This window comes from Mesorhizobium kowhaii, from assembly GCF_003253745.1.
GTDB lineage: Bacteria > Pseudomonadota > Alphaproteobacteria > Rhizobiales > Rhizobiaceae > Mesorhizobium > Mesorhizobium kowhaii.
In genome coordinates, this window is record NZ_MZXV01000027.1 from 274,168 (window position 1) to 293,601 (window position 19,434).

General features: G+C 63.0%; 22 protein-coding genes. 17 read left to right on the plus strand and 5 right to left on the minus strand.

Annotation, left to right across the window (positions count from 1 at the left end):
- The first annotated feature begins 1 nt into the window (after position 1).
- The 4 genes from B5V02_RS12370 (at position 2) to B5V02_RS12385 (ending at position 4,353) form a co-directional block, all read left to right on the plus strand.
- Positions 2-562, plus strand: coding sequence for a slr1658 superfamily regulator (locus B5V02_RS12370; protein ID WP_167458470.1), 561 nt, complete (start codon positions 2-4; stop codon positions 560-562).
- A gap of 18 nt (positions 563-580) precedes the next feature.
- Entirely contained in the window at positions 581-919 is a 339-nt protein-coding gene (locus B5V02_RS12375; protein WP_111544545.1) for a slr1659 superfamily regulator, read from the plus strand.
- A 232-nt stretch (positions 920-1,151) separates the two neighbouring features.
- Complete coding sequence (locus tag B5V02_RS12380; RefSeq protein ID WP_483466541.1) at positions 1,152-1,760, plus strand: ATP-dependent DNA ligase; 609 nt, start codon at positions 1,152-1,154, stop codon at positions 1,758-1,760.
- 253 nt (positions 1,761-2,013) lie between these two features.
- Complete coding sequence (locus B5V02_RS12385) at positions 2,014-4,353, plus strand: response regulator (protein ID WP_111544458.1); 2,340 nt, start codon at positions 2,014-2,016, stop codon at positions 4,351-4,353.
- A 15-nt stretch (positions 4,354-4,368) separates the two neighbouring features.
- On the opposite strand, the gene B5V02_RS12390 is transcribed toward B5V02_RS12385, so the two are convergent.
- From B5V02_RS12390 to B5V02_RS12405, 4 genes are all read right to left on the minus strand, one after another.
- Positions 4,369-5,106, minus strand: coding sequence for a class I SAM-dependent methyltransferase (locus tag B5V02_RS12390; RefSeq protein ID WP_111544459.1), 738 nt, complete (start codon positions 5,104-5,106; stop codon positions 4,369-4,371).
- A 90-nt stretch (positions 5,107-5,196) separates the two neighbouring features.
- Positions 5,197-6,051 (minus strand): lytic transglycosylase domain-containing protein, encoded by an 855-nt coding sequence (locus B5V02_RS12395; protein ID WP_111544460.1) that lies wholly within the window; start codon positions 6,049-6,051, stop codon positions 5,197-5,199.
- 5 nt (positions 6,052-6,056) lie between these two features.
- A complete protein-coding gene (ispG, locus tag B5V02_RS12400; protein WP_111544546.1) occupies positions 6,057-7,307 on the minus strand; it encodes a flavodoxin-dependent (E)-4-hydroxy-3-methylbut-2-enyl-diphosphate synthase in 1,251 nt (416 codons plus the stop codon).
- A gap of 322 nt (positions 7,308-7,629) precedes the next feature.
- On the minus strand, positions 7,630-7,809 hold the full coding sequence (locus B5V02_RS12405) for a YdcH family protein (RefSeq protein ID WP_027023510.1): 180 nt from the start codon (positions 7,807-7,809) through the stop codon (positions 7,630-7,632).
- A 240-nt stretch (positions 7,810-8,049) separates the two neighbouring features.
- Here B5V02_RS12405 and B5V02_RS12410 point away from each other — a divergent pair, with 240 nt between their 5' ends.
- Positions 8,050-8,253, plus strand: coding sequence for a YdcH family protein (locus tag B5V02_RS12410; protein WP_095089397.1), 204 nt, complete (start codon positions 8,050-8,052; stop codon positions 8,251-8,253).
- Positions 8,254-8,292: 39 nt separating this feature from the next.
- On the opposite strand, the gene B5V02_RS12415 is transcribed toward B5V02_RS12410, so the two are convergent.
- The gene (locus tag B5V02_RS12415; RefSeq protein ID WP_111544461.1) at positions 8,293-9,081 is read right to left on the minus strand and encodes an IclR family transcriptional regulator; all 789 of its coding nucleotides are present in this window, start codon (positions 9,079-9,081) and stop codon (positions 8,293-8,295) included.
- Positions 9,082-9,211: 130 nt separating this feature from the next.
- Between B5V02_RS12415 and B5V02_RS12420 the strand changes: the two genes are divergently transcribed.
- The 12 genes from B5V02_RS12420 to B5V02_RS12475 all read left to right on the plus strand — a co-directional run bounded on the left by B5V02_RS12420 (position 9,212) and on the right by B5V02_RS12475 (position 19,390).
- Entirely contained in the window at positions 9,212-10,084 is an 873-nt protein-coding gene (locus tag B5V02_RS12420; protein WP_111544462.1) for a transporter substrate-binding protein, read from the plus strand.
- Between the two features lie 77 nt (positions 10,085-10,161).
- The gene (locus B5V02_RS12425; RefSeq protein WP_111544463.1) at positions 10,162-10,827 is read left to right on the plus strand and encodes an amino acid ABC transporter permease; all 666 of its coding nucleotides are present in this window, start codon (positions 10,162-10,164) and stop codon (positions 10,825-10,827) included.
- Between the two features lies 1 nt (position 10,828).
- Positions 10,829-11,479: an amino acid ABC transporter permease gene (locus B5V02_RS12430; protein ID WP_111544464.1), complete on the plus strand. Its 651-nt coding sequence runs from the start codon at positions 10,829-10,831 to the stop codon at positions 11,477-11,479.
- A gap of 2 nt (positions 11,480-11,481) precedes the next feature.
- Positions 11,482-12,276, plus strand: coding sequence for an amino acid ABC transporter ATP-binding protein (locus B5V02_RS12435; protein ID WP_111544465.1), 795 nt, complete (start codon positions 11,482-11,484; stop codon positions 12,274-12,276).
- Positions 12,277-12,311: 35 nt separating this feature from the next.
- Complete coding sequence (locus B5V02_RS12440) at positions 12,312-12,773, plus strand: RidA family protein (RefSeq protein WP_111544547.1); 462 nt, start codon at positions 12,312-12,314, stop codon at positions 12,771-12,773.
- A gap of 23 nt (positions 12,774-12,796) precedes the next feature.
- A complete protein-coding gene (locus B5V02_RS12445; protein ID WP_111544466.1) occupies positions 12,797-14,002 on the plus strand; it encodes an aminotransferase class V-fold PLP-dependent enzyme in 1,206 nt (401 codons plus the stop codon).
- Positions 14,003-14,258: 256 nt separating this feature from the next.
- Complete coding sequence (locus B5V02_RS12450) at positions 14,259-15,212, plus strand: metallophosphoesterase family protein (RefSeq protein WP_111544467.1); 954 nt, start codon at positions 14,259-14,261, stop codon at positions 15,210-15,212.
- Positions 15,213-15,261: 49 nt separating this feature from the next.
- Positions 15,262-15,576: a cupredoxin domain-containing protein gene (locus B5V02_RS12455; RefSeq protein WP_111544468.1), complete on the plus strand. Its 315-nt coding sequence runs from the start codon at positions 15,262-15,264 to the stop codon at positions 15,574-15,576.
- 46 nt (positions 15,577-15,622) lie between these two features.
- Positions 15,623-16,162, plus strand: a complete 540-nt coding sequence (locus B5V02_RS12460) for a sigma-70 family RNA polymerase sigma factor (RefSeq protein ID WP_245445886.1) — start codon at positions 15,623-15,625, stop codon at positions 16,160-16,162.
- Positions 16,159-17,082 carry an anti-sigma factor family protein gene (locus B5V02_RS12465; protein ID WP_111544470.1) on the plus strand — a complete coding sequence of 308 codons (924 nt, stop codon included), beginning with the start codon at positions 16,159-16,161 and terminating at the stop codon, positions 17,080-17,082. Before B5V02_RS12460 ends, B5V02_RS12465 begins: the two co-directional genes overlap by 4 nt.
- 198 nt (positions 17,083-17,280) lie before the next feature.
- Positions 17,281-18,270: a sugar phosphate isomerase/epimerase family protein gene (locus tag B5V02_RS12470; protein ID WP_111544548.1), complete on the plus strand. Its 990-nt coding sequence runs from the start codon at positions 17,281-17,283 to the stop codon at positions 18,268-18,270.
- 61 nt (positions 18,271-18,331) lie between these two features.
- Complete coding sequence (locus B5V02_RS12475; protein WP_111544471.1) at positions 18,332-19,390, plus strand: sugar ABC transporter substrate-binding protein; 1,059 nt, start codon at positions 18,332-18,334, stop codon at positions 19,388-19,390.
- Positions 19,391-19,434: the final 44 nt, after the last annotated feature.

Below are 19,434 nucleotides of genomic sequence, written 5' to 3' on the forward strand. Positions count from 1 at the left end.
CATGACCACGCTGTTCGGTACCCCTGACGTTGCAATCGGGATGAAGGAGAGTGTCAGTCGCGTGCGGCTGTTCGACGGACCTCTCGACTTGAGTTGGCGTCATTGTGCCACGACCTCGGACTTCATCGCCGATCTTTTCGCGTTGCGCTTTCAGTCGTCCCGCAATGACTACAGGGAAGTGCGCCATAGCATCGGATATCTGGTCAACGAGCTCATCGAAAATGCCGTCAAGTTTCGCGCACCGGGTGAGATCGTGATCGAAGCGTCGATGGATTCGGAGTGCTTCAAGCTCAAGGTGTCGAACGACGTCGATGGTGAAGACGCGTCCGAGTTCCAAAACCTCCTGGCGGACATCACGGTTGGCGACCCCAGAGACCTGCTGATACAGCGAATTGAAGCGAATGCCGCGAACCCCGACATGGCAGGCTCCGGACTCGGATTGCTGACGTTGATGAGCGACTATGGCGCACGCCTGGCTTGGATATTCAGCTCCGCCGACGAAAGCGATCGGATTTGCCTGGAGACATATGCCTCCATTCCGATCTCGCAAACTCACAACTAGATGAAACGAAGCCAGGCCATGGAAATCAAGACAGACGACTACCGCGTGTGGATTGAAGGAAGCGAAATTTTTTTCGACGGTGCCATGCGGCTCGCCAGTTCCGAAGCCGGTGCGCCTATCACGGCTTTGGCGGCCAGTGTTCTTGCCTCAAATCCCTCCTCCATTACGCTCAACTTGAAGGACCTTCACTTTCTCAACTCTTCCGGTATCAACCTGCTGGCGAAATTTACCATCGAGGTGCGCAAGCATCCCGATGTTCGACTCGTCGTGCGTGGAACGCCCGACATACCCTGGCAATCGAAATCATTGCCGAATCTGAAGAAGCTGCATCCCGCTCTGGTGCTTTTGATGGACTAACCAGGTCGCTCGAAATCAGCCAAAGGACTGCGTGGTGCAAGAGCGCCGCAACGAGCGAGATATGTACGCCAGGATAAGTATTTGGATGCGAAGCTAACGACAATCCGACCCCGTGCGCAGATGCTTGCAATGGCTCGGCGGGGGCTCGGCACAGGCGGCAGGCATCCAGGTTGGGGGGATGTCGGGCTGCCTGTGCCGATCAGCCGCTGCTGCGCGATCAAAGGTGGCGTCATTGAGGAAGCGTGCCAAGGTGAACGGTGGCCGGCTGGAGTTCATTCCGCCGCAGATCCCGACTCGGGTCGAGGAGCCGCCCGAAGATGAGGGATGGGTTCACGAGGTCAATCTTGACGGCTACCGAACGCAGATCATCATCGATAAAGGCGGCGTACGTCTTTACAGCAACAACGGCCGTGACTGGACCACGAAATACTGGCCCATCGCGCTGGCTGCCGAGCTGCCATGCCGAGCTGCCATTATCGACGGCGAGGTCATCGTGCCAGGCGAGCAGGGCGATCCCGATTGCCCTGCGCTGGAAGCTGCGATCTGGAACGAACCGAGCCGGCTGGTGTTCGTCGCGTTCGACATCCTCCATCTCGACGGTCGCAATCTAGCCTCCTTGCCCCTGTTGCAGCGCAAGCAGGCGCTGTGGCAACTGGTTGGGCACGACCTCGGCAAGATCCAGTACAGCGAGCATTTCGAGAGCAGTGCGCTAGCGATCTTTCGCGCCATCGAGAAGGTGGGGCTCGAGAGCATCATCTCGAAGCGCGTCGACAGCCGCTACAGGAGCGGACCGTCGAACACATGGCTGAGGGCCAAATACTTCGAGGAAGCCGATTTCTGAGCATCGACGACCGCATCTGGCGCAACCGCGACCGCAGCGTCGGCACCAGCAATGTCCGCTTTTGGTAGGCGGTCAAGTCGGCCGGAATGACCGGAGGCGCAAAGCAGTCACTCAGGATTCAGTCTGCGAAGGTCGACTTCGGATCGAAACCCGTCACCCATCGCTTAGTTCGCCTCCACACCCGAACGAAATTTTAATGTAAATGAAGCGTAATCCCGGTCATTAAAATGATGCGTATGTGTTGGGGTTGCGCATGCCGGAATATTCGTCCTTCATCCGGTCAGTCCGGATTCGCTATATTTCAGGGTTGCTGATCTTTGCGCTGGCTTCCGCCGCCATCGTGATTGCGCTCGATCGGGTCAATTCCTTTCGCCATGACATCGATGCGCTGAGCAGCAACCTCGTCGTCTTCACCCGCGACCTGCGCAACGCGACCAGCTTTGCCGAGACGACCGGCACCGCCTGGCGGACGGAGACTCGCGATGCGCTGACCACATCGGCGCGCGGCCATTCGGAGCGCCTGACCGGCGAGATCGAAACGCTGACCGCGCAGCTTGCCGCGATCAGGCCGCGCCTTTCGGTGAAGACCATCAACGAGCTCGAAACCGCTTCCGTCAACGGCGACCTGTTCTGGTCGCCGCGCGACATGGTGCGCAACTTCAACCTGATGTCGATGGCGCAGAAGGTCGATGAATGGAGCTATCGCGAAATCCGCAACCAGAACGACCTGTTTGCCCAGCCCATGCTGGTCCGCGTCCGCACCGCCATGGACGATGAGCGCCATCTGGCCGATGTCTCCAGCGACAGGCTGCTGCTGTGGGCGAGCGGCATCCTGTTCGCCGCCCTTGCCATCGTCGCCTTCTGGATCTTCCGTCCGATGGAAGTGGCCATCCGCCGCGCCTTTGCCGAATCCGCCGAATCCCTGTTCAAGGCCGAGGCCGCCGACCGCGCCAAATCGGAATTCCTGGCCAATATGAGCCACGAGATCCGCACGCCGATGAACGGTGTGCTCGGCATGGCCGAGCTGCTGGCCAAGACCGACCTGACGGCGCGCCAGAAAACCTTCACCGACGTCATCGTCAAATCCGGCAACGCGCTGCTCACCATCATCAACGACATCCTCGATTTCTCGAAGATCAACGCCGGCCAGCTCACCCTCGACCCGGCTCCCTTCCGTCTTTCCGAGGCGGTCGAGGATGTGGCGACGCTGGTATCGGCGCGCGTCGCCGAAAAGAACCTCGAACTGATCGTGCGCGTCGACCCGCGCCTGCCGGCCCATGTCGTCGGCGACGCCGGGCGGTTCCGGCAGATCGTCACCAACCTGCTCGGCAATGCGGTGAAGTTCACCGAAAAGGGTCATGTGCTGATCGATGTCGGCGGCGAGATCGTCAACGACGTGGTCCAGCTCAAGGTTCGCGTCGAGGACACCGGCATCGGCATACCGGCCGAGAAACTGCAGAACGTGTTCGAAAAATTCGCCCAGGTCGATGGTTCATCGACCCGCCGCCACGAGGGCACTGGCCTTGGCCTCGCCATTGCCGCGCGCCTCGTCGACCTGATGGCAGGCAAGATCGGCGTCGAGAGCGAGATCGGCCGCGGCTCGGTGTTCTGGTTCGCGGTGCCGCTGCCCGCGCACCATGCCGCGGCGCGCGACGAAATCGTCCCGGTCGACGTCACCGGCGCGCGCGTGCTGGTCATCGACGACAATCCGGTCAACCGCGAAATCCTGCTCGAGCAGCTGAGAAGCTGGAGCTTCGACTGTGCCGCTGCCGAAAGCGGCGCCGTGGGCCTGGCCTTCCTCGATCGCGCCTGCCAGCTGGGAGCCGCCGTCGACTGCATCATCCTCGACTACCAGATGCCGGGCATGAACGGCGCCGACGTCGCCAGGGCCATAGCTTCCGACAGCCGGCTGGCTTCCATTCCGGTGGTGCTGCTGACCTCGGTCGACCAGGTCGATTTCGGCAAGATGATCATCGACTTCGGCATTGCCGCGCACCTGACCAAGCCGGCGCGTTCCGCCATCCTGCTTGGCACCGTGATCTCGGTTGTCCAGAAGGCCCGTTCGCAGGTCGGCAAGGCGCAGTTCGTTCGCGAACCGATCGTGCCGGCTCCCCCGGCAGCACCACCCGCATTCACCGTCATTCGCGGCCCGGCGATGCCGATCGCCATGGCACCGGAATCGACGGCCACGCCGAACGGTCCCATCGACATCCTCATTGCCGAGGACAATGACGTGAACCAGCTGGTGTTCGGCCAGATCCTCAACGGGCTGGGGCTGAGCTATCGCATTGCCGGCAACGGCCGCACGGCGGTCGAGATGTACCGGGCGCTGCGCCCCAAGCTGATCCTGATGGACGTCTCGATGCCGGAGATGAACGGCTACGAAGCGACCCGCGCCATCCGCGCCATGGAGACCTCGTCGGGCACTCACATCCCGATCATCGGCGTCACCGCGCATGCGCTGAAGGGCGATCGCGACAAATGCATCGAGGCCGGCATGGACGATTATCTGCCCAAGCCGGTTTCGCCTGATCGTCTCGGCACCAAGATCGGCACCTGGCTCAGCGAGACGGTGGTGGCGAAGACGGCGTGAAGCACGGCTGCCGGATCAGCGCCGCCGGCCGATCGGGATGATTTCCGCAGAGGTTGCGACATAAGGCTCGCCTTGCCAATCGCCTAGCCATTGCTCGACCTGCAGGCCGGCCTCGTCCAGCATCCCCGCGAGATATTCCTTTGCCGGAAACGCGATTTTCGACAAGGCGCCCAGAATCGGTCCGCCGCCTGGAATCTCATAGTGGGTTGAATAGGTGACGATGCCGGTGGCGGCGTCGTGTTCGACATCATTCCAGGCCTTGACTGTGCCGAGACTGGGATGCGCCACCATCCGTTCGGAGCGCTCCGGCGTCCACTCCAGCCACTCCTCCACAGCAGGATTTCGCGTGTCGAAGATGAAGCGCCCACCGGGAGCGAGATGTTCAGCGATGGTGCGCAACACCGCTTCTTGATCCGGTTTGGTCAGGAAAACCTGGAACGCGTGCCCGGTCAGCAGCACCAGATCGAAGCGTCGTCCGAGGCGAACGGTTCGAGCGTCGGCCTCGACCCACTCCACCTTGTGCCCGCCGGTCCTGCGCCGCGCGACGTCGAGCATCGCCGATGCCGGATCAACGCCGGTGACACTTTGCCGGTCGGCCAGTTCGGCAGCCAGCTGCCCGGTGCCACAGCCGAGATCGAGGACCGAACCGCCATGTCTGGCAAGGCTTACGCAGTAGTCAAAATCAGCACGGCCCTGGTTCTCAATGTCGTAGAACTGGACGAGGTTGGGATCGCTGTAGGGTCTGTCGGTCATGGCGGTCGCCTATAACCGAAATCTTTGCTGAATGCGACGGCGCATTCAGCCGAACAAGGCACGCTGCCGAGTTCGTTCAATGCGACTGTTCTACCGGTTGCGCACCACCACGCACGCTCCGCCGACGCTTTGCAATTTCTGGCAGATGACATTGGCGGCGGCGCGGTCGTCGATGCCGATCCTGACCGCGTATATGCCGCGCCGGCCGATTGGCGTGCGCACCCGGCTGACCACCGGATCATGCCCGCTGAGCAGGGCCGGGAACCGGCTCCTCACCCGCAGCCACTGGCCGATCGCGGCACTGCGGCGGAAGTTGCCGGCCACCTGGATGCCCCACGGTTTTATGTTGATCGAGGCCATCGCCACGGTCTGCGACATGATCACCGGCAGCCTGCGGCAAGCGACGGCAAAATCCGCCTTCTGATCGAGCGGTTCGACCTTGCCGGCATAGGCCCGGTCGGAAAACTTGTCGACCGGCTCGCCCATGATGTCGAAAACATAGCTCTCGGTCTCCATCGGCAGGAAACCGCCGGAACCGAGCCAGCGCGACACCCGGCTTTCACCCGAATTGTAGGCGGCCGCCGCCAGGCCGAGATTGCCGTAGCTGGTTTTCATCTCGGCGAGATATTTCGCCGAGGCCGGGATCGCCTGGTTGACGTCGAAGGAGTTGGCAAGGCCACGCATCTTGGCGGTGCCCGGCATGAACTGGGCGATGCCTTCGGCGCCGACCGGACTGACGGCGTTGGGATCGAAACGGCTTTCCTTCCAGATCAGCCGGGCGAAGAAATCCCTGGGCAGGCCGTTCTGGTCGGCATGGGCCTGGATCAGGTTGCAGACCTTCTCGATGAGCCTCTGCTTGGCGGATTGCGGTGGATCGGCCTGGACAGCTGTCGAACAGACCAGGGCGCAAAGCAGAACCAGCGTCGCCCTGAGGAAACGCTGCATCGCGTCTACTCCGCCGCTGCTTTGCCGCGACCGAACCGTTGCTCGATATAGTCGGCGACCATTTTCTCGAAATCCGCCGCGATCGACGGCCCGCGCAGCGTCGCCGCCTTCTTGCCGTCGACGAAGACAGGCGCCGTCGGCGTCTCGCCGGTGCCGGGTAACGAAATGCCGATATCGGCATGCTTGGACTCACCCGGGCCGTTGACGATGCAGCCCATCACCGCGACCTTGAGGTTCTCGACGCCGGGATATTTTTCGCGCCACACCGGCATGTTCTTCCTGAGATCAGCCTGGATGTTCTGGGCGAGTTCCTGGAACACGGTGGAGGTGGTGCGGCCGCAGCCGGGGCAAGCGGCGACGATCGGCACGAACTGCCTGAATCCCATGGTCTGCAGCAGTTCCTGCGACACCTGCACCTCGCGCGTGCGGTCGCCGTTCGGCTCCGGCGTCAGCGAGATGCGGATGGTGTCGCCGATGCCTTGCTGGAGCAGGATGCCCATGGCGGCGGACGAAGCCACGATGCCTTTCGAACCCATGCCGGCCTCGGTCAGGCCAAGATGCAGCGCGTGGTTGGAGCGGGTGGCGAGCTCGGTATAGACGGCGATCAGGTCCTGAACGCCGCTGACCTTAGCCGACAGGATGATTTTTTCGCGGCCAAGGCCGATTTCTTCCGCCATTTCGGCCGACAGGATCGCCGACTGCACGATCGCCTCGCGCGTCACTTCCTGCGCGGTCAGCGGAAAGCCCTGCGCCTGGTTGTCGTCCATGAGCCGGGTCAAAAGCTCCTGGTCGAGCGAACCCCAATTGACGCCGATGCGCACCGGCTTGTCGTATCTGATCGCCATCTCGACGATCGCAGCGAACTGCCGGTCCTTCTTGTCCTTGAAGCCGACATTGCCCGGATTGATGCGGTATTTGGCCAGCGCCTCGGCGCAGGCCGGATGGTCGGCCAGCAGCTTATGGCCGATATAGTGGAAGTCGCCGACCAGCGGCACGTTGATGCCGAGCCGCGCCAGCCTTTCGTGGATGCACGGCACTGCGGCAGCACTCTCGTCGCGATCGACGGTGATGCGCACGATCTCGGAGCCGGCGCGGTGCAGCGCCGCAACTTGCGCAACCGTCTGGTCGACATCGGCCGTATCGGTGTTGGTCATCGACTGCACGACAACCGGAGCACCGCCGCCGACGACCACGCCGCCGACATCGACGCCGACCGAGGTGCGGCGGGGGAAGGGGGAGGAAAAATATCCGGTCATGCCCGGCAGCCTTTTGTCTCTGGAGCGCCATGCGCCCACCGGGACGCACAAGAACGCCCCGGGCCGATGCGCTAAAGTCCGGGCATGAGGTGGAGGAGCAAAGATGGCTTGTCAATGGCGACAGGTCGCCACTGGCCGCAATTGGCCCGCCGCCGGGATCAAAAAAATCGAAGATCCGGCGACGGCCGAAGCAAAAAATTGAGCTGAACGGAAGTCCAGCCTCGGCGACCGCCCAGCACTGGAAATCACAATCCACCACACCGGCGACAAATGCCGCCGGCAAGAGAGGCCGTGGATCGTGATCGTCTATATCAGGAGGGCATCAATGGGTGGTCGGTTGTGCTCTCAGTTTTTCAATCTCGTCCTTGAGTGCCAGCTTGCGTCGCTTGAGATTCACGATTTCGAGGTCGTCGACCGATGGATGGTTCATCGCGTCATCGATTTCACGCTCGATGTCGCCGTGTTTCCGCTGCAACTCATCAAGATGGGATGCAAGAGACATGATTGGTTCTCCCTTTCATGGTTTCCTCGATTGCAGCCGTCACGGCGCGTCCACCGCAGGTTCGCTTCTGTGACGGCACAATGACACTGTGCCACCATCCGGCCGCGATGTCGAATGCTGCGTGGTAGCATTCCACGACAATGTGAAATGTGATATGGGCTGCGCGCCGGTGATAAAAGACCCCGGCCCCGCCCAATCAGGCCCAGTTTTTGGGCGCCGCAGACGTGCAGACGGTAGAGAATGTCCGATCAGGAACAGGCCGATATTCGCCTCGAATTTTCCCGGCTAAAGCAGGAACACGCCGATTTCGATGCGGCGATCAACGCGATGATCGCCACGAACTGCGACCCGCTGCAGATCCAGCGCATGAAGAAGAAGAAGCTGTTCCTCAAGGACCGGCTGATGGCGCTGGAAGACAAGATCATTCCCGACATCATCGCGTGAGACGGCAGAGCCGGGTCGCTCCTGATCGCTTCTTTGCGCCTATCCGGCGATCGAAAGCCTGGCGGCGCGGTCGCGCAACAGGCCGATGAGACTGCTGGTCCGCTCCTCGGACGTGTCGATGGGAACCACCAGGCACATCGTCGCCTCGACCTTGCCAGGTCCTGATAAGACCGGCGCGGCGAGGCATTTCGTATACGCATCGACAAGGCCCGAGGTGACGCAATAGCCGGTGGCTTCAGCCTTCTCGATGTCGGCGATGAAGTCGCTGAGAAGCAATCTGCGGCCGTCGGGCAGGATGAGATCGTCTTCGGATACCATGTCTTCGATCCGGGCCTGTTCGAAGCCCGCCAGAAGCAGCCGCCCCGAAGCGGTCCAGGGCAGCGGTATCTGCAGGCCGGTGGCGGAGCTGATGCGGAACGGCCTGGTGCCCGGGCTTGAATGGACGATCGTGTAGCGGCCGCTTTGCAGCATACACAGTTCCGAGGTTTCGCCGGTCTCGCGCGACAGATTGTCGACCTCCTGGCGCCCGCGCCTCAAGAGGTCGTTGCCCCGCACATAATCCATTCCGTAGAGATAGAGCTTCTTGCCGAAATAGACGCGGTTGCCGTCGCCTGCCGTCTCAAGCAGGCCGGCATCGACCAGCGACCGCACAAGCGTGTAGGTCGTCGAGCGGGGTGCGTTCACCCCCTTGGCAAGATCGCCAATGCCGATCGCTCGCTGCGTCGTGTGAAGAAACTCGAGGATCTCGAGCACCCGGTTGAGGCCTTTTTCGCGGGAGCCTGACGTCTTCTCGTCGGCTGAAACTGCCAAGGCACTGCCATCTTGCATTGTCGATTCCTGATGTTAGTATCTGTCTTGTACAGGATACATACGTCTCTTGTAAGAGACAATTTCTCTGAAAATCAACGATGCGTGTATTGCCTGTGCATAGGGGAACACAACACGAAAGGAGGTCGCCGTGAACGACACATCCGGAAGACGTGATTTTCTAAAATTGGGAATGGCGGGACTGGCCACGGCTGGTGTGCTGGCAACCGTCGATGCCCAGAAGGCCGCTGCTCAGGCGGCATCCGACAGCCTGCTGCGCACCGTGCTCGACCGCGGCAAGCTGATCGTCGGCACCGGCAGCACCAACGCGCCCTGGCACTTCGAGAACGATGCCGGCGAACTGGTCGGCATGGACATCACCATGGCGCGCATTCTTGCCAAGGGCCTTTTCGATGACCCGACCAAGGTCGAGTTCGTTATGCAGGATCCGGCGCAGCGCATTCCCAACGTCACCACCAACAAGGTCGACATCACCATCCAGTTCATGACCATGAGCGCCCAGCGCTCGCAGTTGATCAATTTTTCCCGGCCCTACTATGTCGAGGGTGTCGCCTTGCTGACCCTTCCGACCGCCGAGAACAAGACCTTCGATAAATTGCTTGCCGCAGGTTCGGCGACACGCGTCTCGATCCTGCAGAACGTCGATGCCGAAGCATCGGTGCACATAGCTCTGCCGCAGTCGCAGGTGATGCAGATCGACACCCAGGCCAACGTGTTGCAGGCGCTGGAAGCCAAGCGTGTCGATGCTGCAGCGGTCGATCTTTCGACCGTGCGTTGGCTTGCCTCGCGCAATCCGGACAAATACTTCGACGCCGGCAAGAGCTGGTTCTCGATGCTTTATGGCGCCGCGCTCCGGCAAGGCGATCTCGACTGGCTGACCTTCGTCAATCAGACCTTCACCATCGCCATGTTCGGTCACGAAACGGCGCTCTACGACGCCGCGTTCAAGGATTATTTCGGGCAGGAGCCGCCGGCGCGCCATCCCGGTTTTCCAGTCATCTGATCCAGTTGGCGGAAGGGCAGCATTCGGCGCCTTTCCGCCGGCTTCTCCTCGACGGCCCTTCGCACTGAGGCGGACGCATGGGCTATGCCCTCAACTTCAACCTGATCTGGCGGCATTTCGACAAGCTGTGGGGCGGCCTGCTGCTCAGTCTCGAACTGGCCGTCATCTCGATCGCCATCGGCATCGTCATCGGCCTGGTTCTGGCTGTCTGGTATGTCTCGGCAGGGCGCGCGGTGCGGGCGGCCATCGCCGCCTATGTCGAATTCATCCGCAACGTGCCGCTGATCCTGCTCGTCTACCTCGTCTTCTATGGCTTGCCGACCGTGGTCGACCTCGCCTACAGCGCTCAGACCTCGTTCATCTTGACGCTGTCGGTCTATAGCGGCGCCTACCTGGTCGAGGTGTTTCGCTCGGGCCTTGAAGCGGTTCCGCGCGGCCAGCTCGACGCCGGCAAGGCGATTGGCCTGACGCCATGGCAGCGACTGGTCCATGTGCGCCTGCCGACTATGCTGCGCATCACCTTGCCGGCGCTGTCCAACACCTTCATCTCGCTGTTCAAGGACACCTCTATCGCCTCGGTCATCTCGGTACCCGAGCTCACCTACGGCGCCCAGTGGATCAATTTCAACACCTTCCGCATCGTCGAGGTCTACCTGGTCACGACGGCGATGTACCTGTTTACCGGCTATGCGCTGCTTTTCGCGCTGCGGCTCGTCGAGCGCCGATTCAGGGCGGCACGCTGACATGCTCACCCAGATCGCCTATGCCTTGCCGTTCCTTGCCCAAGGCTTCGCCTTGACCTTGTGGGTGTCGCTGCTGGTCGTGGTCCTGTCGCTCATCGCGGGCGTCCTGCTGGGCGTCGGCCTGGTTTATGGTCCCGCGCCGCTGCGCTGGGCGGTGCGCATCTTCAGCGACACGATCCGCGGCATTCCGATCCTGGTGCTGATGTTCTTCGTCTATTACGGCCTGCCTGCGATCGGGCTTCATCTGCCGTCGTTCTGGGCCGCCGTGCTTGCGCTCACCTTGTTCAAGACGGCGCAGGTCATCGAGTATCTCAGGGGCGCGGTCGGCTCCATCCCGAAAGGGCAGTCGGAAGCAGCAATGGCGATCGGGCTGACCTTTCGCCAGCGCCTGGCCTACGTCATCTTCCCGCAGGCCTTCAGGCGCTTCCTGCCACCCTGGATCAACGGCGTCACCGATGCGGTCAAGGGCAGCGCACTGGTGTCGCTGCTCGGCATCACCGACCTGATGCAGGCCATCAACCAGGTCATCGGCCGCACCTACGAGGCCATGCCGCTCTACATCCTCGGCGCGCTCATCTATTTCGCGGTCAACTATGCCCTTTCGCTCGCCAGCCGGCGGCTCGAGCGGCGTTTCTCCTTCATCCGGGAATAGCAATGTCCACAAGTTCGAACGACACCCCGGCCCTCCTCGACGTCCGCAACGTTTCCAAATCCTTTGGCGCCGCCCAGGTCCTGCGCTCGGTCAGCCTGCGAGTGGCGCGCGGCGAGGTGGTGACCGTCATCGGCCCCTCGGGCAGCGGCAAGACCACGCTGCTGCGTTGCGTCAACTTCCTGGAAAGCTATGACAGCGGCTCGATCCGCATCGACGGCAAGGAGGTCGGCTTTCGCGACTCGGGAACCCGTCAGCGCCGCAGCGAACGCGATCTCGCCGCGATGCGCGCCGAAACCGGGATGGTGTTCCAGAGCTTCAACCTCTTTCCTCACCTGACGGCGGCCGGCAACATCATGCTGGGGCTGCGCAAGGTGCGGGGAAAAAGCGAAGCCGAGGCGCGCTCGATCGCCGAACATTGGCTCGGCCGCGTCGGCCTTGCCCACAAGGCCGACAGCCTGCCCGCCGAACTGTCCGGCGGCCAGCAGCAGCGCGTCGGCATCGCCCGCGCCGTGGCGATGGAGCCTAAGATCCTGCTGCTCGACGAGATCACCTCGGCGCTCGACCCCGAACTCGTCGGCGAGGTGCTGGCCGTCGTGCGCAGCCTCGCCGAGGACGGCATGACGATGCTGATGGTGACGCACGAAATGGCCTTCGCGCGCGACGCCTCGAGCCGCATCGTCTTCATGGCCGATGGTGGTGTCAGCGCCGTCGGCCCACCGAAGGAGATTCTCGCGGCGGAGACCACCAACGAGCGCCTCCGCACCTTCCTGGCGCGCTTCCGCGCCTCGCATTTCTGACACCGGACAGCGAAAGCTGTCGCAAGGAGCATTTGATGACGCCTTATATCCGGCTCGCCGAACTCGGCTTGACGCTGCCCGAGCCGCCGACCCCGATCGCCAACTTCGTCACCCATGCCGAAAGCGGGCGGCTGATCTTCCTGTCCGGCCAGGGGCCATTGCGGGCCGACGGCACGCTTTGTACCGGCAAGGTTGGAGAGGACGTGACGGTAGAGCAGGCCTATCAGCATGCCCGCCTCACCGGCCTCAATCTGCTCGCCGTCATGCACGCAGCCGCCGGCGATCTCGGCCGCATCGTGCGGGTCGTCAAGCTGCTCGGCTTCGTCAACGCGATACCGACCTTCAGCGACCACCCGAAAGTGGTCAACGGCTGCTCCGACCTTTTCGCCGATGTCTTCGACAATATCGGCGGCCATGCCCGCTCGGCAATCGGCGTCGGCTCCTTGCCCGGAAACATCACCGTCGAAATCGAGGCGGTCATCGAGATCGCCGCCTGACTTTTAGAAATGGAATCCGAGAGATGAAAACCTATTCCGCCGACGGCTCCAACACCACCATCCGCGAACGGCTCGGCCTTCGTCCGATCATCAATGTCTCGGGCACGATGACTGCGCTTGGCGCATCGATCATCGTCCCGGAAGCGATCAGCGCCATGTCTGAAATGGCTTCGCAATGGGTGGAGATGGACGATCTGCAGCGTGCCGCAAGCACGATCGTTGCACGCCTCACCGGCGGCGAGGCCGGTTTCATCACCGCCTGCTGTGCCAGCGGCATCACCATGGCGATCGCCGGCGCCATGACGGGAACCAACCTGCTCGCCATCGAGCGCCTGCCGGACGACACCGAGGACCTCAAGTCGGAAGTCATCGTCCAGCTCGGTCACATCGTCAATTACGGCGCGCCGATCGACCAGTCGGTCAGGCTGGCCGGAGCAAAGACCATTCCCGCCGGCACGGTCAGCGTGACCCAGGACTATCATGTGCGTGACGCAATCCGCGACCGCACAGCGGCGGGCCTCTATGTCGTCGCGCACCACACCGTGCAGTACGGCATGCTGTCGCTGGAGGAATTCTGCGAAATCTGCCACGCCAAGGGCGTCCCGGTGATTGTCGACGCGGCTTCCGAATACGATCTGCGTGGCTTCCTGGCGCGCGGCGCAGACATTGTCATCTATAGCGGCCACAAATTCCTCAGCGGGCCGACCAGCGGCATCGTCACCGGGCGCAAGGATCTGGTGCGCGCCGCCTATCTGCAGAACCGCGGCGTCGCACGCGCAATGAAGGTCGGCAAGGAGAGCATCGCCGGCACCATGGCCGCACTCGAAGCCTGGGAAAAGCGTGACCATGACGGCATCCGCCGGCGCGAAGAGGCAGCGCTCAACCTGTGGAAGGACACGTTGCAGGGACTGCCGGGCATCGTCGCGCAGATCATCCCTGATCCGACCGCCAATCCGCTTGATCGCCTGCAGATCTTCGTTTCGCCTGAGAGCCGGTTCACCGCCGCCGGCCTCGCCTCGGCCCTGGCCGCGGGCTCGCCGCCCATCATCGTGCGCAACCACGAGGTCGAGCGCGGCCATTTCTTCCTCGACCCGTGCAATCTCCACCCTGGCGAGGCGGAGATCGTCGCCGAACGGCTGCGAGACATATTGACCGCGGCCGACCGGCCCATCGACGCCATGAAGCCTGCCCGCAAGGATTCGTCCGGCGCCTTGCGCTGGCCGGACTAGAGCAATTCCAGGAAAAGTGTGAAACGGTTTTCCCGGGAAAAGCGCGTAGCGCTTTCCCTAAGGGAATTGCGTCAAAACAGAGAGATGGAGCGGTTCAGCGTTTCCGTGAAACTGTGAACCGCTCTAGACCCCTAGCATGCTGGTGTCGCCAGCCATCACGTGACCGTGAACGGCCGGATCTGCACCAGCCGGGAATAAACCACCGCCATCCCGGGTCTCCTCAGCATACGCCACTCCTGGCGTTGAGGAGACCGACATGACCCATCACCACGATGACGAGAGCGGACGCGACGGCATCAGCCGCCGCCATGCGCTGGAATGCATGATCTGGGCCGGCACCGGCGTGCTGTGGACGATTTCAGGCGGCGTACCGGTGTCGCTCAATCTGCTTGGCGCCGCACAGGCCGCCGAAGCCATGGCCACCGGCTTCACCTTCCTGCAGATCTCCGACAGCCATATCGGCTTCGACAAGGCGGCCAATCCGCATGCCATCGACACGCTGAAGGAGGCCATGGGCAAGATCCAGGCGCTGCCGCAAAAGCCCGCCTTCATGATCCACACCGGCGACATTACCCATCTTTCCAAGCCGGCACAGTTCGACAATGCGGCTGAGATCATCGGCGGCGCCGGCTTCGACGTGCATTACGTGCCGGGCGAGCACGATCTGATCGATGACGGCAACGGCAAGGCCTATCTCGGCCGTTATGGCAAGGGCACCAAGGGCGCCGGCTGGTACTCCTTCGACCAGAACGGCGTGCATTTCGTGGCCCTGGTCAATGTCGTCAACCTCAAGGCCGGCGGGCTCGGCAATCTCGGCGCCGAGCAACTGGCGTGGCTGGCCGACGACCTGAAGGCGGTCAGCGCCTCGATGCCGATCGTCGTCTTCGCCCATATCCCGTTATGGGCCGTCTATCCCGAATGGGGCTGGGGCACCGACGACGCGGCACAGGCGCTCGGCCTGCTCAAGCGCTTCGGCTCGGTCACCGTGCTCAACGGCCACATCCACCAGATCATGCAGAAGGTGGAAGGCAACGTCACCTTCCACACCGCGCGCTCGACCGCCTTCCCGCAGCCGGCGCCAGGCACCGCCGCCTCGCCTGGACCGATGACCGTACCGGCCGGTCAACTGCGCGGCCTGCTCGGCACCAGCAGTGTCACCGTGAAGCAAGGCGGGCAGGATCTCGCCATCATCGACTCGACGCTGGCTTGAGCCTGAAAGGGAAATCACCATGATTTGCATACGCCTTCCGGCCCGGCACATGGCCGCCATCCTCACGGCCTTCACCTTGACCACGGCGACCTGTCCGCCGCTGCGCGCGGCGGATGCGCCGATGGTCAAAATCGAGAATTTCGCCTTCACGCCACGAGAGCTGACGGTCAAGCCCGGCACCACCGTGATCTTCAGGAACGACGACGACATTCCGCATCTGGTCGTCGCCAATGATTCCTCCTTTCGCTCCAAGGCGCTTGACACCGGTGACACATATGAATTCACCTTCACCAAAGCAGGCGACTTTGCCTATTTCTGCGGACTTCACCCGCACATGCAGGGCAAGATCACCGTCGCGCCCTGAAGGCGCATGGCAGAACCTGCCCGGAGTGCCGGATCATGCTGCGGTGTTGAGCGAGAAGGCCCTGGCCGAGCGCTTCGGCGAGGTGGTGCTGCCCCATCTCGGCGATGCGCTTGCGCTCGCCCGTTGGCTGACCGGCAACGCCGCCGATGCCGAGGACGTGGTGCAGGAGGCCTGCGTGAAGGCGCATGCCGGCATCGCCGGCTATGCCGGCGGCAATGCCCGCGCCTGGCTGCTGACCATCGTGCGCAACACCGCCTACACCTGGATGTCGCGCAACCGGCCGCGCGGTATGCTGACCGTCGGCGACCTCGGCGATCTCGACGAGATCGCAGCGGCGCACGGCACCAGCCTGCCGGGCGAAGATGGTCCGGAGGCGAGCCTGATCGCCAGGGCGGATACGGCGGCACTGGAGGCGGCGATCGCGGCACTGCCGCATCCGTTTCGCGAGACGCTGGTGCTGCGCGATATCAACGGCCTCAGCTATCGCGAGATAGCGGCCATGCTCAGCGTACCAATGGGCACTGTGATGTCGCGGCTGGCTCGTGCCCGCGGCCTGCTTGTGTCTGAACTGGGGAGAACGCCATGACCAACCATGACGACGGACTGCCCAACGATCCCGAAGGCATCAGACTGATGATCCACGCCCTCGTTGATGGCGAACTCGACGCGGCAGCAGTGCTGGCGGTGGAGCGGCGCATCGCCGCCGACCCGCAGCTTGCCGCCGAACACGCCCGCATCGTCGCCTTGCAGGCGGCAGTCAGCCGCTTGCCGCGCCCTGATGTCAGCGATGCCTTTCAGGCCCGCATCGCGGCCATTGGCATGGCGGCCACGGCACAACAGGCGCAAGACGAGCCGGTGCAAGACGAGGCGGCGGAGCCTCAGCAGGGCACGCCGTCGGCGCAACCGGGGTTGATTGCCCTGATCGGGGGAGGCCAGAGGCGAAACGCCGAAACACGTCTGTCGCAGACGCGGGTCCTGCCAAGGGCGCGCCGCTTCGGCTCGTTCGACTGGCGTGCCATGGCAGCATCGATCATGATCAGCGCGGTGCTGGCCAGCGGCGCGACGCAATGGCTGATGGTCAACAGCGCATCCGACGGTTTCGCAGCAGCGGTTGCCAGCGGCCATCGCCGCAGTCTGCTTGCTGCCAGCCCTATCGATGTCGTTTCGTCCGACCGCCATACGGTGAAGCCGTGGCTCGACGCCCGGGTGGGCGTATCGCCGCCGGCGCCGGACCTCGCCCAGGATGGCTACGCGCTCATCGGCGGCCGGGTCGAGGTGATCGCCGACCGGCCGGTGCCGGCGCTGGTCTACCGCCACCGCGAGCATCTGATCACACTGGTCGCCGAACCGCAGCAGGGCGGCGGCACCACAGCACCTGACGATCTCTCGTCGGGCGGCTTCTCGCTGGTGCACTGGAGCGACGGCGCCTTCTCCTACTGGGCGATCTCCGACATGGAGCGCCCCGAACTCGACGACTTCGTCGCCCGCTTCCGCAAGGCGGTGTGACGACGGCCGTGCCCCGCTCATCCCACCGTCCCTGACAGGTCTTCAGCCTACGGCGTCAGTTGAGAAATCGCCGGTTCACGGCGCGCATTTGCGCTGGCCTGGACGAATTGCGGCCCGGCCGCCGCTCATAACCTTTCAAAACAATAACTTTACAAATATTTGTGTTTATGTGAAGTTATGAATGTTGAAGGGTCGATCATGACAGCCAATCGTTTCGCCACGCGCCTGAATTCCTTTGCCTCGCGGCCACAGGCCGAATGGCCCGACCTCACCGGCAAGCCGTCACTGATGCAGATGGCCGCGCGAGCCGCCAAGGTTGCCGGGTTGACCGACCTCGATCTGAATTTCCCCGACCATGTCAGCGAAAAACCTGCTGAAATCGCGCGGAGCCTTGGCGACCTTGGCCTCTCCATCAATGGCTTTGCCATGCGCTACTACTCCAATCCGGCCTTCAAGCTCGGTGCCTTCACCAATCCGGATCCGGCGGTGCGCCGCGAAGCGATCGACCTGACCAAGGCCGGCATCGACGCCGTGCGCGAGGCCGGCGCCAGCCTGATGACGCTGTGGCTCGGACAGGATGGCTTCGATTACGCCTTCCAGGCCGACTATGCGACACTCTGGCAACACGAAATAGAAGGAATTTGTGAAGTCGCGGCGCACGACCCCGACTGCCAGATCAGCCTGGAGTACAAGCCCAACGAGCCGCGCTCCTATAGCCTCATGCCGGATGCGGCGACGACCTTGCTGGCGATCCGCGACGTCGGCCTGCCCAATCTCGGGGTCACGCTCGACTTCGCCCATGTGCTCTATGCCGACGAGCAGCCGGCCTTCGCCGCCGCCCTTGTGGCACGCCACAGCAAGCTGCTCGGCGTGCATCTCAATGACGGCTACGCCAAACGCGACGACGGCCTGATGGTCGGCGCCGTGCACACGCTGCAGACGATCGAACTGCTCCGCCAGATCCGCAAGGACGGCTACGCCGGCGCCATCTATTTCGACACCTTCCCCGACATGACCGGGCTCGATCCGGTGCACGAGTGCGAAGTCAACATTGCCACCGTCAAGCGCATGCTGCGCGTCGTCGACCGGATCGATCAGGACAACCGCCTGTCCGCCGCTGTCGACCGCCAGGACGCGGTGACGTCGCAGGCCATCATCCAGGAAATCATGCTCGGTCCGGACAGCTGAGGCGTCCGGGACAGCTGACGCGCCTGGACGCCACCACCGTTTTCAACAAGGGAGGAATACAATGAAATTTCTGCTTGCCACCACCACCGCCGCGCTGATGGCACTATCGATCGGCTCAGCGTTTTCGGCCGATCTCGCGCCGCTCAATTCCGATACCGAGAAGGACCGCATCGACTGGTCGCAGGTCGAAGCCAAGTTCGGCGCATTGCCCAAGCTGCCCCAAGGCACCAAGGCCGGCGCCGTCTCCAAGACGCTGACCAATGAATACTGGCGCTCGCTCGGCGAGGGCTACAAGGCGTTCGGCGACAAGGTTGGCGTGCCCGTCGTCTATCAGGCGGCGCAGAGCGAAGGCGACCAGCTCGGCCAGCTCACCATCGCCGAAGGCCTGGTGACGCAAGGCTACAACGTGCTGCTCGTCTCGCCGCAGACGGACGCCAATCTGCAGCCGATCATGGAACAGGCCAAAGCCGCCAACGTGCCGGTCGTCAACGTCAACGACGCGGTCATCCCGCAAGCCGAGCACTATGTCGGCAATGTCCAGCGCGACAATGGCGTGCGCGTCGCCAAATGGTTCATCAAGAACCGTCCGAATGGCGGCAAGGTCGCCATCGTCGAGGGCCAGGCCGGCGTCTATGCCGCCGTCCAACGCACCGACGGCTTCAAGACCACCATTAGCGAGTCCGGCAAGTTCGAGGTCGTCGCCAGTGTTCCCGGCAACTGGGACCGCCAGACCTCCTATGACGCGGCCACCAACATCCTGCAGCAGCACCCCGACCTGATCGGCTTCTATGCCAACAATGACGGCATGGCGCTGGGCATCGTCGAGGCGGTCAAGGCCGCAGGCCTGCAGGACAAGGTTGCCGTGTTCGGCACTGACGGCATTTCCGACGCCTATGCCTCGATCCGTGCCGGCGAACTGACCGGCACGGTCGATAGTTTCCCGGTGCTGACCGGCGAGGTGGCGCTGGAAACGGCGCTGCGGCTGGTGGCGGGACAGAAGCTGCCGCGTGTCGTCGCCACGCCGCAGGCATTGATCACCAAGGACAACGCAGACCGCTATTCCGGCGCGGGTGACGCCGTGCGCAAGGCGCTTCTCGAGGACGCCGCGGCAGGCAACTAAAGGGCGGGGTGGCGGGTGCCAGCCCAAGGCTGGCACCCTGCCTG